General features: G+C 70.7%; 14 protein-coding genes. 6 read left to right on the forward strand and 8 right to left on the reverse strand.

Going from position 1 to position 14,482, the window contains the following annotated elements:
- Window positions 1-21: 21 nt before the first annotated feature.
- The 3 genes from ACWDOP_RS12910 to ACWDOP_RS12920 are packed head-to-tail and all read right to left on the reverse strand — an operon-like array spanning window position 22 to window position 2,420.
- A complete protein-coding gene (locus tag ACWDOP_RS12910) occupies window positions 22-531 on the reverse strand; it encodes a carboxymuconolactone decarboxylase family protein (RefSeq protein ID WP_354988953.1) in 510 nt (169 codons plus the stop codon).
- Window positions 528-1,601, reverse strand: a complete 1,074-nt coding sequence (locus ACWDOP_RS12915; protein WP_456345206.1) for an NAD(P)H-dependent amine dehydrogenase family protein — start codon at window positions 1,599-1,601, stop codon at window positions 528-530. The genes ACWDOP_RS12910 and ACWDOP_RS12915 overlap by 4 nt, the downstream gene beginning before the upstream one ends.
- Before the next feature lie 60 nt (window positions 1,602-1,661).
- A complete protein-coding gene (locus tag ACWDOP_RS12920) occupies window positions 1,662-2,420 on the reverse strand; it encodes a sporulation protein (protein WP_456345207.1) in 759 nt (252 codons plus the stop codon).
- 94 nt (window positions 2,421-2,514) lie between these two features.
- Here ACWDOP_RS12920 and ACWDOP_RS12925 point away from each other — a divergent pair, with 94 nt between their 5' ends.
- Both ACWDOP_RS12925 and ACWDOP_RS12930 read left to right on the forward strand, forming a co-directional pair.
- Window positions 2,515-2,994 (forward strand): nuclear transport factor 2 family protein, encoded by a 480-nt coding sequence (locus tag ACWDOP_RS12925; protein ID WP_454203932.1) that lies wholly within the window; start codon window positions 2,515-2,517, stop codon window positions 2,992-2,994.
- Between the two features lie 209 nt (window positions 2,995-3,203).
- Complete coding sequence (locus ACWDOP_RS12930) at window positions 3,204-3,563, forward strand: DUF4189 domain-containing protein (protein WP_454203931.1); 360 nt, start codon at window positions 3,204-3,206, stop codon at window positions 3,561-3,563.
- Between the two features lie 112 nt (window positions 3,564-3,675).
- Here the strand turns inward: ACWDOP_RS12930 and ACWDOP_RS12935 are convergent, their stop codons facing one another.
- On the reverse strand, window positions 3,676-4,125 hold the full coding sequence (locus ACWDOP_RS12935; RefSeq protein ID WP_456345208.1) for a nucleoside deaminase: 450 nt from the start codon (window positions 4,123-4,125) through the stop codon (window positions 3,676-3,678).
- A gap of 114 nt (window positions 4,126-4,239) precedes the next feature.
- Between ACWDOP_RS12935 and ACWDOP_RS12940 the strand changes: the two genes are divergently transcribed.
- Together ACWDOP_RS12940 and ACWDOP_RS12945 are read left to right on the forward strand one after the other, a co-directional pair.
- On the forward strand, window positions 4,240-5,082 hold the full coding sequence (locus ACWDOP_RS12940) for an SCO6745 family protein (RefSeq protein ID WP_456345209.1): 843 nt from the start codon (window positions 4,240-4,242) through the stop codon (window positions 5,080-5,082).
- Window positions 5,083-5,215: 133 nt separating this feature from the next.
- A complete protein-coding gene (locus ACWDOP_RS12945) occupies window positions 5,216-5,830 on the forward strand; it encodes a DUF4126 domain-containing protein (RefSeq protein WP_456345210.1) in 615 nt (204 codons plus the stop codon).
- A gap of 210 nt (window positions 5,831-6,040) precedes the next feature.
- Here the strand turns inward: ACWDOP_RS12945 and ACWDOP_RS12950 are convergent, their stop codons facing one another.
- Window positions 6,041-7,663 (reverse strand): PucR family transcriptional regulator, encoded by a 1,623-nt coding sequence (locus tag ACWDOP_RS12950; protein ID WP_456345211.1) that lies wholly within the window; start codon window positions 7,661-7,663, stop codon window positions 6,041-6,043.
- A gap of 122 nt (window positions 7,664-7,785) precedes the next feature.
- Between ACWDOP_RS12950 and ACWDOP_RS12955 the strand changes: the two genes are divergently transcribed.
- Both ACWDOP_RS12955 and ACWDOP_RS12960 read left to right on the forward strand, forming a co-directional pair.
- Window positions 7,786-9,276 (forward strand): CoA-acylating methylmalonate-semialdehyde dehydrogenase, encoded by a 1,491-nt coding sequence (locus ACWDOP_RS12955; RefSeq protein ID WP_454203926.1) that lies wholly within the window; start codon window positions 7,786-7,788, stop codon window positions 9,274-9,276.
- Between the two features lie 11 nt (window positions 9,277-9,287).
- Window positions 9,288-10,661, forward strand: coding sequence for an aminotransferase class III-fold pyridoxal phosphate-dependent enzyme (locus ACWDOP_RS12960; RefSeq protein WP_456345212.1), 1,374 nt, complete (start codon window positions 9,288-9,290; stop codon window positions 10,659-10,661).
- Window positions 10,662-10,851: 190 nt separating this feature from the next.
- On the opposite strand, the gene ACWDOP_RS12965 is transcribed toward ACWDOP_RS12960, so the two are convergent.
- From ACWDOP_RS12965 to ACWDOP_RS12975, 3 genes are all read right to left on the reverse strand, one after another.
- Window positions 10,852-11,955, reverse strand: coding sequence for a metallophosphoesterase (locus tag ACWDOP_RS12965; protein ID WP_456345295.1), 1,104 nt, complete (start codon window positions 11,953-11,955; stop codon window positions 10,852-10,854).
- Between the two features lie 279 nt (window positions 11,956-12,234).
- Complete coding sequence (locus ACWDOP_RS12970; RefSeq protein ID WP_454203924.1) at window positions 12,235-12,867, reverse strand: HD domain-containing protein; 633 nt, start codon at window positions 12,865-12,867, stop codon at window positions 12,235-12,237.
- 117 nt (window positions 12,868-12,984) lie between these two features.
- Window positions 12,985-14,445, reverse strand: a complete 1,461-nt coding sequence (locus ACWDOP_RS12975) for an MFS transporter (protein WP_454204153.1) — start codon at window positions 14,443-14,445, stop codon at window positions 12,985-12,987.
- Between the last annotated feature and the right edge of the window lie 37 nt (window positions 14,446-14,482).

Below are 14,482 nucleotides of genomic sequence, written 5' to 3' on the forward strand. Positions count from 1 at the left end.
ACAACACCTCGCGAGCGAAACCTACTCCGCGGCCAGGGTGGCGGACGCCTGCGCGTGGCTGGGCAGCACGCACACCGCGTCCAGGCCGAGCACGTGGTTCAGGCGGCCGAAGGCCAGCCACGAGCCCAGGCACATGGACAGTTCGGTGACCTCGGCCTGGGTGTAGTGCGCGAACATGCGCTCCCACCAGGCGTCGTCGAGGCCGTGGTGGTCGAGGGCGTAGCGCTCGGCGTACTCGGCGGCCAAACGGGTGCGCTCGTCGAAGGATTCGGCGGTGCGCCAGTTGGTGACCTCGTCGGCGAAGGACTCGTCGACCTTCTCGCCGTTGCGGTCGGTGCGCCAGTCCAGGCAGAACAGGCAGCCGTTGATCTGCGCGATGCGCAGCCGGGCGGCTTCGAACTCGGGCAGGCCGAGGGTGGTGTGCTCGTAGACCGCGAGCGAGAACGCGGCCGCGGCGACGCCGATGCCGGGGACCATTTCGCCCCAGACGTAGCCGATGGGATCCTTGCCTTCGGGAATGTCGATGATCACGGCTGATTCCTTCCGAGTGTGCCGTTGCGCAGGGGGATGTCCAGCGCGTCGTAGAGGCCGGGTTCGGCGGCGGCGAGCCATTCGATGGCGCCCACCAATCTGCCTACGGCCGTGGCGTTTCCGCCCGCGGAGTGGTTGCTGCCCTCGTCGGTGGCCTGGATGGTGACCTCGATGCGCGGGCTGCCCTCGATGATCACGCGGTGGGCGCCGGCGCCGCTGTGCGGGATGGGCCAGTCGGGCGCGCAGGTGGCGTGGATGCGGGTGACGTGTTCGATGACGATCCGCGGGCGGCCGTCGACGATGCCCTGCACCTCGAAGCGCACCGCGCCCTGCCCGCCGGCTTCGAAGTCGCCCATGAGCTCGGTGGTGACGGTCTGCTCGAGCGGCCGGCGTTCCACGACCTCGCGGACTTCCTCGATCTCGACGCCGAGGCCGCGCGCGATGAGCCGAATCTGCCCGCCCCACACCATGGTCGGGATGCCGGGGGCGAGCATGGGCGGCTCGTACTCCAGGGGCTGGCCCATGCCGACGAGCCAGCGCACCGAGTCGGGCTGGTCGTAGGTGGTGTAGTCGAAGATCTCCTGGCAGCGGATGACGTCGACGGTGTGGCCGAGTCCGCTGATCAGCAGCGGCAGTACGTCGTTGCCCCAGCCCGGGTCGATGCCGCTGACGAACAGCGAGCCGCCGCCCTCGGCGACCGCGGCCAGCACCTGCTCGCGCAGTTCGGGGGGCGCGTTGCGCTGGTCGTACAGGGCGTAGAGCGAGGGGGTCACCACGACCGCACCGGCGCGGATCGCGCGCGCGATGTCGGCGAGGGCGTCGTCGGGGCGGATCTCGCCGGAGCCGGCGTAGACCAGCGCCCGCGGGCCCGCGGCCAGGACCGCGTCGATGTCGTTCGTCGCGGCGACACCCAGTTCGGTGTCAAGGCCGGCCAGGGTGCCGGCGTCCCGGCCGACCTTGTCGGGGTTGTTGACCAGGACGTCGGTGAGCTTCAGTCCGGGATGGGCCGCGACTGCACGAATGGCGGCCCGGCCCACATTGCCGGTGCCCCAGACCACGGTGGGAATCATGGCCGCAATGTAGCAAGCGCTTGGTTGCTAAGTAGGTAGAACGAGATGTTCAGTTCCGGACTACATCGAACCGAAACGCTGATCGAGCACCTGCGCCCAGTTGACCTGGTCCAACGCGTGATAGTCGACGCGTATCACGTCGTACACATCGCGGCCCTCGCTGAGCCAGCCACCCTTCTTGTCGGCCTCGATGATCACGTCGAGATTGTGCGCGCGGGCCACGAAGGTGACCTCGATCTGCTTCAGATGCGGGTAGCGCGGAGACCCGAAGAACTCGATCTCCTGGAAGAACGGCAGCTCCTGCTGAATGCCGCTGAGACGGCCCCACTCGCAGTCCGCGGAGTGCAGCCCGAAACCGAGCTGTTCGATGGCGGCCAGGATGTGGTGCTGGGCGGGCAGCGCGCCCACGCCGAGCGGATCACTGTCCCCGGCGTCGACCGCGCCCGCGATCTCGACCATCGTGCGCACCGCGACCTGCGCGCCGGGCAGGTGCCGCCCGTTGTAGAAGGTGATCGGGGTTTCCAGCGGGGTGTACAGCCCGAACGGAATGTCGTAGAGCGCCTTGGGTTCCAGGCGGAACGGGCCGTGCACGGGGGTGAGATGGAAGCCGCGCAGGCCGCTGGTCTCCTCCTCGGTGTGCTCGAATTCCACCCGGGTCACGAACTCCAGCGCCACCCGGGAGATGTCCTGCGCCACGCTGCCCCCGCGCAGCCGGACCACGCCGTGCACGGTGCCGCCGGGCTGAACGCCGGGGGTGTGCAGTTCGGTCTCGACCTCGGCGCCGCCTACTCCGGCGGCCGCCAACAACTTCTTGAACATGGGAACAGTCTGTCCGGTGATCGGCCGGAGTGATTCCCGGATCGGCAACCCTGTGTTCCAATTCATCCCGACTAGTTCTCGGGAGGTAATCGCTATGGACCACACCGCGCTGGAAGAGATCCGCCAGCTCAAGTACCGGTATCTGCGCACGCTGGATTTGAAGGAGTGGGACGAGTTCGGCGCGACGCTGAGCACCGACGTGATCGGCTCCTACGGCTCGCCCTCGGGCGGGCAACCACTCGAATTCACCGGCCGCACCGCGCTGGTCGACTACATGCGCACGGCGCTGGGCGGCAACATCATCACCGTGCACGTCGCCAATCATCCGGAGCTCGAGGTGGATGGCGAAACCGCAAGGGGCAGTTGGTGTCTGGAGGACACGGTGATCGTGCCCGACTTCCAGATCACCATTCGCGGCGCGGCCTACTACCACGACACCTACGTGCGCGAGGACGGTCGCTGGGTGATCGCCAGCACCGGGTATCAGCGCATCTACGAGACCCGCACCTCGACCGCGGATCAGCCCGGCTACCTCATCACCGCCAACCGCTGGGCGCCCACCGAAGTGTCCTAGCCGCCCGCCGGCTTCCGGCCGCCGCGCGTCCGCACCCGTGAGCCCGCGCCTCGATTCACCGTCGAGGCGCGGGCTTTCGCGTGTGCGGGCCCGGGCTGCGCGTTCGGTCGCGTGTAAACGCTCCCGGCGCCGGCCGCGATTAGTTGTTCGTACCGGTCAGACGGTCTTGATCGGTAGTACTTCAGTTCGCCTCGAAGCTAGGACATCTCATGCGCAAGATCCTGTTGGGCACCGCCGGCATCTCCTTCGCCGCCCTCGCCACCCTCCTGCCCGCCGCACCGGCGCAGGCGTACACCTACTGGGGCGCGATCGCGGTGTCCAGCAACGGCGACCTCGGCTGGTCGTGGAACTACGACACCGAGGCCGGGGCGAGCCGCGCCGCCGAGGACAAGTGCGGATACAGCGATTGCTCGACGGTCACCACGTTCACCGGCTGCGGCGCGGTGGCGTACTCCGAGATCATGAACAAGTACACCGGCGGCTACGGCGCCACCCGGGTCGAGGCGGAGAACGGCGCGCGCTGGTACAGCGATTCGGTGCTGGTGCACGACGCCGTCTGCAACGAGTGATCCGTCCGCACCGAGTGCGATGACCCGGGCTCGGCGCCGCGCGGCGCCGACCGGTTTCCGGATGGCATCGGCGGCGTGGGGAATGTTCCCCCGCCGGACCCGGCCGCGCCGCTCAGTCCGTGACGCCGATGTCCTCGTGCCAGAGTTCGGGCCGCTCGGCGATGAAGCGGGTCATCATCTCCACGCAGGCCGGATCGTCCAGGACGGTGACGGAAACCCCGTGCGCGGCAAGCCATTCGTGGCCGCCGGAGAACGTGCGGGCCTCGCCGACGACGACCGCGCCGATGCCGAACTGCCGGACCAGGCCGCTGCAGTACCAGCAGGGCGAGAGCGTGGTGACCATGATGGTGTCGCGGTAGTCGCGGCGGCGCCCGGCCCTGCGGAAGGCGTCGGTTTCGGCGTGCAAGCTGGGATCGTCCGACTGCACGCGGCGATTGTGCCCGCGCCCCAGCAGTTTTCCGGTGCTGTCGAACAGCGCGGCGCCGATCGGGATACCGCCCTCGTCCAGTCCGAGCCGCGCCTCTTCGTAGGCGGTGCGCAGCAGATCGTTCGGATTGATCATGCCGATCATGGTGCCACCGGAGCAGCGGCGCGCCCGGTACGCGCGGTCGGCGTGAGCGCGCGAATCCCCCAGCCTGACTTCAGTTTACTAGATCCAGCCAGTAGGCTGGCGGGCATGGACAACGACTTCGCCCGATCGATGTGGCGGGTAATCGAACCGCTGCACGCCATCACGTACTTCGCGCCGGACTGCCGCGCGGCGAACAAGGCGCTCGGACTGCGCGGGTACTGGATGGGGTACTTCGCCACCCGCTCGGCGCCGATCGGAGCGGTCGGGCCGGGGGTCGTCGAGGCCACCTTCTACAACTTCGCGCCCGCGATGGTGCGCCGCGCCCTGCCCGACGCCTGGGGTTTCGCGACCAGGGACGCGGTCCTGGACGGCCGGGTCGTCGCGGCCGCCGGTGTCCTGCGCACGCTGGTTCCCGATATCGAGACCGTCGCCGGGAGCGCCCTGCCGATCCTGCACACCGCGATCGCCGACGCGCCCGCCGACGGTCGCACGCTCTTCGGCGCCAACCGCGATCTGCCGACTCCGCCCGATCCGGTCGCCGCGCTGTGGCAGGCGGTCACGACCCTGCGCGAGCATCGCGGCGACGGCCATGTCGCCTGCCTGCTCGCGGAGGGCATCGACGGCTGCGAGGCGCACGTGCTGTTCTCGGCGGCGACCGGCGTGCCCGCGACCGTGTGGCGCGATGTGCGCGGCTGGAGCGAATCCGATTGGGAGGCGGCCCGGCTGCGGCTGGAGACCCGCGGCCTGCTCACCGGCGACGAGATCACCGCCGCCGGCCGGGCGCTGCACACCCACGTCGAGGCCCGCACCGACGCCCTGGCGATGACCGCCTACCGCGACACCGCCGCGCACACCGAGATCCTCGACCTGCTGACCCCCGCCGCGACGGCGATCGCCCACAGCGGCACGGTTCCCTACCCCAACCCGATGGGCGCCGACCCGGCTTGAGGCACAGGCCGGGCGCCGGCGGCTGTGCCGTGCCGGCCGTCACGTGCGCGGGAGCACCGGGCGCGGCGTGTTCGTGCGAACATCCGCGCGGCGAATACGAGCCGATGTCGGACATAACCGGCAGACTCGTGGCATGGAGATCACAGCGGCCGTCGGGGCGGTGCTCGGCGCGTTCGGGCTCTCGGGCGCGGCGGGGCTCAACGCCTGGTTGCCACTTCTGCTGGTGGGGTTCGCCGACCGATTCGGCTGGATCGATCTGGGCGACTCGTACAGCTGGCTGTCCTCGACGCCGGCGCTGATCGGTGTCGCCGTGGTGTTCGTGCTGGACCTGATCGGGGACAAGATCCCGGCCCTGGACTCGGTGCTGCACGGGTTCGGCGCGCTGGTGGCGCCGGCCTCGGGGGCGATCCTGTTCGCGGCCGAGACCAGCGTGTCCGCGCAGCTGCCGCCCGCCGTCGCGGCGATCCTCGGCGCCGTCACCGCGGGCAGTATCCACGCCGGGCGCACGGTGGCCCGCCCGTTCGTCACCGGAACCACCGGCGGCGTGGGCAATCCGGTGGTCTCGACCGCCGAGGACGGCACCTCCCTGGTGCTGACCGTACTGGCCCTGGCGGTCCCGGTCCTGGCCTTCGTCGCCGTCCTGATCCTGCTGGTCGGCCTGACCTGGCTGGCACTGCGCGCCCGTCGCTGGCTCCGCACCCGCAAGCAACGACGCGAGACCGCGACCGGCGCGGACCCGATCGCCTGAGCGGCGGCCCGAACGGCACGCCGTCCGGGCGATTCACCCGGTTGTCTCGACGCCACCGGACGATTCGCCGCATCATCCCGCACATGCGCCGTTGAACGGCGCACAGCCGTCGCGCCGTCGAGCAGGTCGGGGCATCGGCCCGGACGCGGCGTGGCTTCGGTGCCGACGCGAGACCGCGCGTCCCGAGGCACCTGGCCAACGCCGAAAACCCTAGCGGGGCAGGTGGTCCGGGAGCGTGAGGTCGCGGATGAGCAGGGCGGTGTGGAGGGACGTGCGGGTCTCGCCGTCGTCGAGGTCCACGTCGAGGAGGCGTTCTATGCGGGCCAGGCGGTCGTAGAGGGTGGGGCGGCTGATCATCAGGCGTTTGGCGAGTTCGGTCTTGTTGCCCGCCAAATCCAGGAATTGCCGCAGGGTGCGGGTCAGGTCGGTGGCGTGGCGGATGTCGTGGCGTAGCAGGGCGCCCAGTTCGGTCTCGGCGAAACCCTGCACGCCCGGTTCGTCGCGGATCAGCGCGAGCAGGCCGCGCAGGCGGACATCGCCGCTGCGGTAGAACGGGCGGGGCGCGGCGGGGGTCAGGGCGAGGGCGACCTCGGCCACGTGCGCGGCGCGGGCGAGCTCACGGGCGGTGTCCAGCAACGACTCCGAGGCCGAGCTCACCCCGATGACCGCGCGATCCACCCCGGGCACCCGCCGGACCTCGCCGAGCACGGCGGTGCACACGGCGGTCAGCAGCGCGTCCAGCTCGCCCGTACGGGACAGCGCCAGTAGGAGATTCACGCGATTGCCGTGCTCGGGGGTGGCCAGCGCGGTCGCCTTGGACAGCGCCACCCCGTGCAGCGCGGCATCGATGATCGCGGCCGTACGACGCTGGTGCGCAACGGGATCGGCCTCGACGGTCCCGGCCACATCCAGGGCCAGGGGTAGGTAGCGGGCCCGGCGGGCCAGGCCCAGGGTCGCGGCCATGGCGACCGCGTCGCGCTCGTCGGTGAGGCGGCCGGTGACCATGTCGTCGATGAGCCCGGTCTGGGCCTGGCGGTGCAGGCCGAAACGATCGCGCTCGATCATGCGGTGCAGGGTCAGGGTCTGGGCGGCGCGTTCGAGCACCACCCGGGCGCGGGCGGCCGGAATCGCGGTCCGCGCGTCCGCTGTCGCCGGGCGCACGATGAGCCGGCCCCAGGGCTGCGTGTGCGGGCCGACCGGCACCACGCTCGCGTCACCGTCGGGCAGCAGCCGGGACGTCGTCTCCCACCGCTCGAGCAGCGCCGAGGTGGCGGTGTGCCGGGCGGTCGACGCCAGCACCCGGTGGGTCAGATCCTCGAGTACCACCGAGGCGTCGAGCATCCCGGCGGCGGTCTTGACGATCTCGGCCAGGGCGGCGCGGCGCACGCTCAACGCGGTGAAGGTCTCGTGCACGGTGCGCGCGAACTCGAGCTCGGCGTACTGCTCGGCCACGATGATGCGGTGCACCGCCTCGGTGATCTCCACGAACCGCACCACCGCGCGCAGCGCCACCACCGGCAGGCCCAGCCGATCGGCGGTCTCCCCCACGCACGGCGGCAATTCCGGTACCGAGGTGCCCAATTCGACGAACAGGCCCGCGACCCCGGCGGCCGCGAGCGCCTCCAGATAGCCGACAGTGGCGGCCGCATCGCCCGCCAGCGCCTGGCCCGTGGTCAGGATCAGCTCTCCGCCCGCCAGCAGCGCCGCCACGTCGGGCAACTCGCTCACGTGCACCCAGCGCACCGGGCGCGTCAGCGACCCGCCGCCCGCGACCTCGGGTTGCCCGGCGCGCACCACCGGCATCGCCAGAATGTCAGCAACGGTGAGGAGCACCGACGAATCGTAATACCGCCAACGGAATTTCGTACAGATCGTCGGGACCGGCGCCCGCGCCCGGGGCGCACAGTGGAAACCGGGCCGCGGCCCGTCCCGACCGCCTCCGGAATCGAGGAGCTATGCAGACCATCGGACACTGGCTCGACGGCAAACCCTTCCCCGGCTCGGGCACCGCGACCGCGCCGGTGACCAATCCCGCGACCGGCGTGGTGACCGGACAGGTCGCGCTCGCCACCGCCGCCGACGTGCGCACCGTGGTGGACGCCGCCGTGGCCGCCTTCCCCGCGTGGCGCGATTCCTCCCTCGCCCGGCGCACCCAGGTGCTGTTCCGCTTCCGCGAACTGCTCAACGCGCGCAAACAGGAACTGGCCGCGCTGATCACCGCCGAGCACGGCAAGGTGCTGGGCGACGCCCTCGGCGAGGTCACGCGCGGGCTGGAGATCGTCGAATTCGCCTGCGGCATACCGCACCTGCTCAAGGGCGGCTACACCGAGAACGCGTCGAGCCGGGTCGACATCTTCTCGATCCGCCAGCCGCTGGGCCCGGTCGCCATCATCTCACCGTTCAATTTCCCGGCCATGGTGCCCATGTGGTTCTTCCCGCTGGCCATCGGCGCCGGAAACACCGTGGTACTCAAGCCGAGTGAGAAGGATCCCTCCGCGTCGCTGTGGCTGGCGGCGCTGTGGGAGGAGGCCGGGCTGCCGCCCGGGGTGTTCAACGTGGTGCAGGGCGACAAGGTCGCGGTGGACGAACTGCTGGCGCATCCGGCGATCCGGGCGGTGTCGTTCGTCGGTTCCACGCCGATCGCCGAATACGTGTACACCCACGGCACCGCCGCCGGAAAACGCGTCCAGGCGCTGGGCGGGGCCAAGAACCACATGGTGGTGCTGCCCGACGCGGACCTGGACCTGGCCGCGGACGCGGCGGTGAACGCCGGCTTCGGCTCGGCGGGCGAGCGCTGCATGGCCATCAGCGCGCTGGTCGCGGTCGGGCCGATCGCCGACGCGCTGGTGGCGCGAATCAGCGAGCGCGCCCGCACGATTCGCACCGGCGACGGCACCGCCGAATCGGATATGGGACCGCTGGTCACGCGGGCGCACCGCGACCGGGTCGCGGACTATATCGCGGCCGGGGAAGCGGACGGGGCCGCGGTCGTGCTCGACGGGCGGGGCGTGCGCGCGGACGGTGACGAGAACGGATTCTGGCTCGGCCCGACGATTCTCGACCACGTCACCCCCGAGATGAGCGTGTACACCGACGAGATCTTCGGCCCGGTGCTCTCGGTCGTGCGGGTCGAGACCTACGACGAGGCGCTGGCCCTGATCAACGCCAACCGCTACGGCAACGGCACCGCCCTGTTCACCAACGACGGCGGCGCGGCCCGGCGCTTCCACAACGAGGTCGAGGTCGGCATGGTCGGGATCAACGTTCCCATCCCGGTTCCCATGGCGTACTACAGCTTCGGCGGCTGGAAGAACTCGCTCTTCGGTGATTCGCACGCGCACGGCGTGGACGGCGTGCACTTCTTCACCCGCACCAAGGCCGTCACCACCCGCTGGCTCGATCCCAGTCACGGCGGGCTGAATCTCGGCTTCCCGCAGAACAGTTGAGAGGACCCGTCATGACCCTGCCCAACGGATTGTCCCTCGAGACCGCGCGCGCCGAGGCCGACCGCGCGTACGAACTCGACCGCGCGCACGTCTTCCACTCGTGGTCGGCCCAGGCCACGCTCTCGCCCATGGTCGTGGCCGCCACCCAGGGCTCGTACGTGTGGGACGGCGCGGGCACCCGGTATCTGGATTTCTCCTCGCAGCTGGTGAACACGAACATCGGGCACCAGCATCCGAAGGTGGTGGCGGCCATCCAGGCCCAGGCCGCCAAGCTCTGTACCGTCGCGCCGCAGCACGCCAACGACGCGCGCTCGGAAGCCGCGCGGCTCATCGCCGAGCGCACCCCCGGCGAGCTGAACCGGGTGTTCTTCACCAACGGCGGGGCGGACGCGGTGGAGCACGCGGTGCGCATGGCGCGCCTGCACACCGGGCGCTACAAGGTGCTCGCGCGGTATCGCTCGTACCACGGCGGCACCGAGACCGCGGTCAATCTGACCGGGGACCCGCGCCGCTGGCCCAATGATCACGGCAATGCCGGGGTCGTGCACTTCTTCGGGCCCTTCCTGTATCGGACGCAATTCCATTCCGGCACCGATGAGCAGGAGTCGCAGCGCGCGCTCGAGCATCTCGAGCAGACGATCGTGTTCGAGGGGCCGGGCACGATCGCCGCGATCATCCTGGAGCCGGTGCCCGGCACCGCGGGCATCATGGTGCCGCCGCCGGGCTACCTGGCGGGCGTGCGCGAACTGTGTGACCGGCACGGGATCGTGCTCATCGCCGACGAGGTGATGGCGGGGTTCGGGCGGACCGGAAAGTGGTTCTCCATCCAGCATTTCGAGGTGACGCCCGATCTGCTCACCTTCGCCAAGGGCGTGAACTCGGGGTACGTGCCGCTCGGCGGGGTGGCGATCGCGCCGCACATCGCGGCGACCTTCGCCGATCGCCCGTATCCGGGCGGGCTCACCTACTCCGGGCATCCCCTGGCGACGGCGGCGGCGGTGGCGACCATCAACGCCATGACCGAGGAGCGGATCGTCGAGAACGCCGCGCACATAGGCGAACACGTGCTCGGGCCGGGGCTGCGGGAGCTGGCCGAACGGCATCCGAGCGTCGGCGAGGTGCGCGGGCGCGGGGTCTTCTGGGCGGTGGAACTGGTGCGCGATCGCGAGACCCGCGAACCTCTGGCCCCGTACGGCGGGACCAGCCCGGCCCTGACCGAGACCGTCGCCGCCGCCAAGGCCGCCGGGCTGCTGCTGTTCAACAACTTCAACCGGATCCACGCCGTGCCGCCGTGCACGGTCAGCGAGGCAGAGACCCGGGAGGGGCTCGCGATTCTGGATCAGGCGCTGAAGGTGGCGGACGAGTACGCGGACTCGGCCGGGTAGCCGGGGTCGCCGAATATCGGTCCGTCCAACGGGATTCGGCTCCGGCCAGCACCCGTAGCAGGGCCCGTCCCGGAGACCAGGCGTGCCGACCCGGCCTCCGCGACCGACTTCACCCGACGGCGGACGTGGCAGCACGCGGGGCGGCGACGGCCGGGGCGGACCGAAATCGGCTGCCGCCCCGGCCTGCTCGTCAGGCCGCCGGCGACCGCAGGACCAGGACGGTGATCTCGCTCGGGGCGAAGACCCGCAGCTGCGGACCCCAGAAGCCGGTGCCGCGGCTGGTGTAGAGCTGGGTGTGCTCGCTGTGCCGGCTCAGCCCGGCCACCACGGGCTGGTCCAGGCGGACCAGGTAGCGGAACGGCCAGATCTGGCCGCCGTGGGTGTGGCCGGAGATCTGGAGCGCGACTTCGGCTTTCACCGCGTCGGTGATCTGCTTGGGCTGGTGGGCCAGCAGGATCACCGGGAGCTCCGGGTCCGCGCCGGTCAGGGCGGCGGGCAGATCGGGGCCGTGCCCGGGCACGGCCACACCGGTGGGATCGTCGATACCGGCGATGATCAGGCGCTCGCCGTGGTGGGTCAGGGTCTGGTGCTGGTTGCGCAGCGGCTGCCAGCCCAGGCCCGCCATGTGCTCGATCCAGCCGGGCGCGTCACCGAAGTACTCGTGGTTGCCGGTGATGTAGAAGCGGCCGAGCGCGGCCTCCACCTTGCCGAGCGGATCCACCTGGGCGCGCCGCTTGGCGACCGAGCCGTCGGCCAGATCGCCCGCGTGGCAGGCGATGTCGGGCCGCTGCGCGTTGACCGTCTCGACCACCCGCTCGGACCAGCGCAGCCGGTCGGTGGCGGCGTAATGCGTGTCGGTGACGACCACGACCCGCAGCCCGTCCAGCGCGGGCGCGAGCTTGGGGATGGTCACCTCGACGGTCTTCACCCGCGGCAGCCGCCGGGCCTCGTAGATACCCCACGCCGTCAGCACCGCCGAGATCGCCAGGACGCCGAGCGCCACCACGCGCGATCGCACCGGATCGTCCACGCCCGCGACGATCAGCACCGCCCGGGCCACCGCCCCGATGGCCGACCAGCTGAACAGCACCCACAGGATGCCGAGCATCGTGTCCCCCACCAGCGCCGCCGCGTCGGACTCGCGCGGCCCGTGCCCGGTCACCATAGCGAGCGGCAACGCCACGTATCCCAGCAGGAACACCGCGGTCCCCGCCCAGAACGCCGCTCCCGACAGCGTCGTGTACACCAGCAGCCACCACGGGAGCAGGAACAGCAGTGCCGGAACGACCAGCATGAATACCGCGCGCGGAATCTTTATCACCAGGAGCTCATCCTCGAGAGGGGACCGTGCCCGGAAAGACCTCCGGCCACCGCAAACTCCCTCGACGATACCCGCGGGTAGCCCACGCCCGCCGGTGCCGTGAACCACGTCCGGAGCACACGGAACACCCCGCCCGCAGGCCATGCCCGCCCCGACGACGCGTTTCGTAGGAACCCCGCGTCCCGCACGACCGTCCGGCGTTCGCGCTGAGCGCAACGCGCGCGATCGACGCGTATCGGGTGCGCCGTAGCCTCAGGCGATCTCGGCGGTCAGGCTCGCTATCTCGGCGGTCAGGTTCGCGCGGGCCGGGGCGTCGTAGCGGGCGCGGGCGGTGGGGGTGCGAAAGAGGTTGTCCTGCTGGACGAGTGCGGTCAGGACCGCGGCGCGGCCGGGGCGGAACAGATCGTCGGGGACGTGGGCGTACTCGGCGCGGACCGCGCGCGTGTAGGCGGCGTAGGACGGCGCTTCGGCGGCCAGGATGGCCAGGTCGGCGTCGCACAGGACCGCGCCGTTGCGATCGCCCGGGTCGGGGGTGTGGCCCGCGGTCAGGCGGACCAGGCGGGCCACCTCGGCGACGGTGTCCGCGTTCAGACCCAGTGCGGGCAGGGTTTTCTCGGCCAGCTGCGCGCTGGCCTCCTCGTTGTCGGGGCGGTCCACGGCGTAGATCGCATCGTGGAAGAAGGCCGCGTAGCGCACGGCGGCGATATCGTCGGCGTCGGCCTGCAGGTCGTCGATGACGGTGAGCATGGCGGCCAGGTGCTCCACGGTGTGGTACCGGCGGTGCGGCTCGCGATAGCGCCGCACCAGATCCTCCCCCACCCCGCGCGCCGACGGCCCGGCCAGCTCGATCCAGCGGTCCAGCAATACTGCGTCGAGGTTCCCCATCCTGGCAGTGTGCCGAATCAGCGCCTCCGGCAACACCCCTCGCGGGCGGTGCTTTTCACCACGCCGCCCGCTTCACGGCAATAGCCCGATTTGCGCTGGGGCCCAGCGCTTCCGGGCTCAGTTCTTCTGGGCTTCGTCCTGCGCGTGCTGCGCCTGCGAGAGCTGCTCGGGGGTGTAGCGCAGGGTCAGCGCGAGCAGGCCCATGACCGCGGTGCCGAGCGCGCACACCAGCAGCACCAGCATGTACCCGCTGCCGAGTGCGGCGATCTGCATCTCGTTCATGTCGGTCACCTTGCCGTTGGTCCCGTCCAGCGACAGCGTGCGCGAGAGCGCGACCGGGCTCAGCAGGCCGACCGCGAACGGCGTGCCCATGTTCATGAACATCTGCCCGACCGCGGACAGCGGGCCGATGTTGGCCATGTCCACCCCGACCAGCACGCACAGCGGCAGGATCACGATGACCACGCCGACCGTCGCGCCGACCACCGACAGCAGCAACAGCAGCGTCGGGAAGTACTGCACCGAACCGTCGAGGGTCGAACCGAAGTACAGGGCCGCCGACAGCAGCATCGCGGCGCCGAACAGCAGCCAGCGCGGCTGCACGTACTGCACGGCCTTGGACGCGACGGCCGTGCCGACGCCCGCGCCGAGGGTGAACGGGATGCTGGCCAGACCCGCGTTGAGCGGGGTGTAGTCGAGCACGTTCTGCAGGAACTGCGCCACGAAGAAGGTGGTCGCGCCCAGCACGCCCGAGGCCAGGAAGATGGCGATGAACGAGATCACGCGATCGCGGCTGTCGAACAGCGACCACGGCAGCAGCGGGTTCTTCACGTTGCGCTCGGCGAAGACGAACAGCAGCAGCAGCGCCAATCCGCCGATCAGCGAGCCGAGAATGATCGGGCTGTCCCAGCCCATCTGCGGTCCCTCGGTCGCGCCGAAGACGATGGCCGCGCACGCGACGGTGCCCAGCACCGCGCCGCGCACGTCGAGCGAGACCCGGTGGTGTTCGGTGTCCTGCAGCACCTTGATCGCGCCGAGCACGATGAGGATGCCGATCGGCACGTTGATCCAGAAGATCCAGCGCCAATCCAGTTCGGTGAGCGCGCCTCCGACCACCAGACCGCCGACCGAGCCGACGCCGACCATGGAACCGAAGATGGCCACCGCCTGGTTGCGCGCCGGACCGGGCGCGAAGGTGCTGGCCACCAGCGCGAAGGCGGTCGGGGCGGCGATGGCCGCGCCGGTGCCCTGCAGGGCGCGCGCGGCGATCAGCCAGGCTTCGTTCTGCGCGGTGCCGCATAGGGCCGAGGCGAGGGTGAACAGCGCGACGCCGTAGATCAGCATGCGCTTGCGGCCGAAGGAATCGCCGAGCCGGCCGCCCAGCAGCATGAGGCCCGCGAACGGCAGACCGTACGCGGTGACGGTCCACGCGCTGCCCGCGCTGGACAGGCCCATCTGCTCCTGAAGCCTGGGCAGCGCGAGAATCATGACGGTGCCGTCGAGCACCACCATCAGCTGCAACCCGCTCAAGACGAGAATCGCGAGCCCGAACGCCCGCTTGGTCACCGGATACTGCATCGTCGCAGCGGGGTTATCGAGCACGCGCCCACTGTAG

It is taken from the genome of Nocardia sp. NPDC003693 (genome assembly GCF_053981095.1).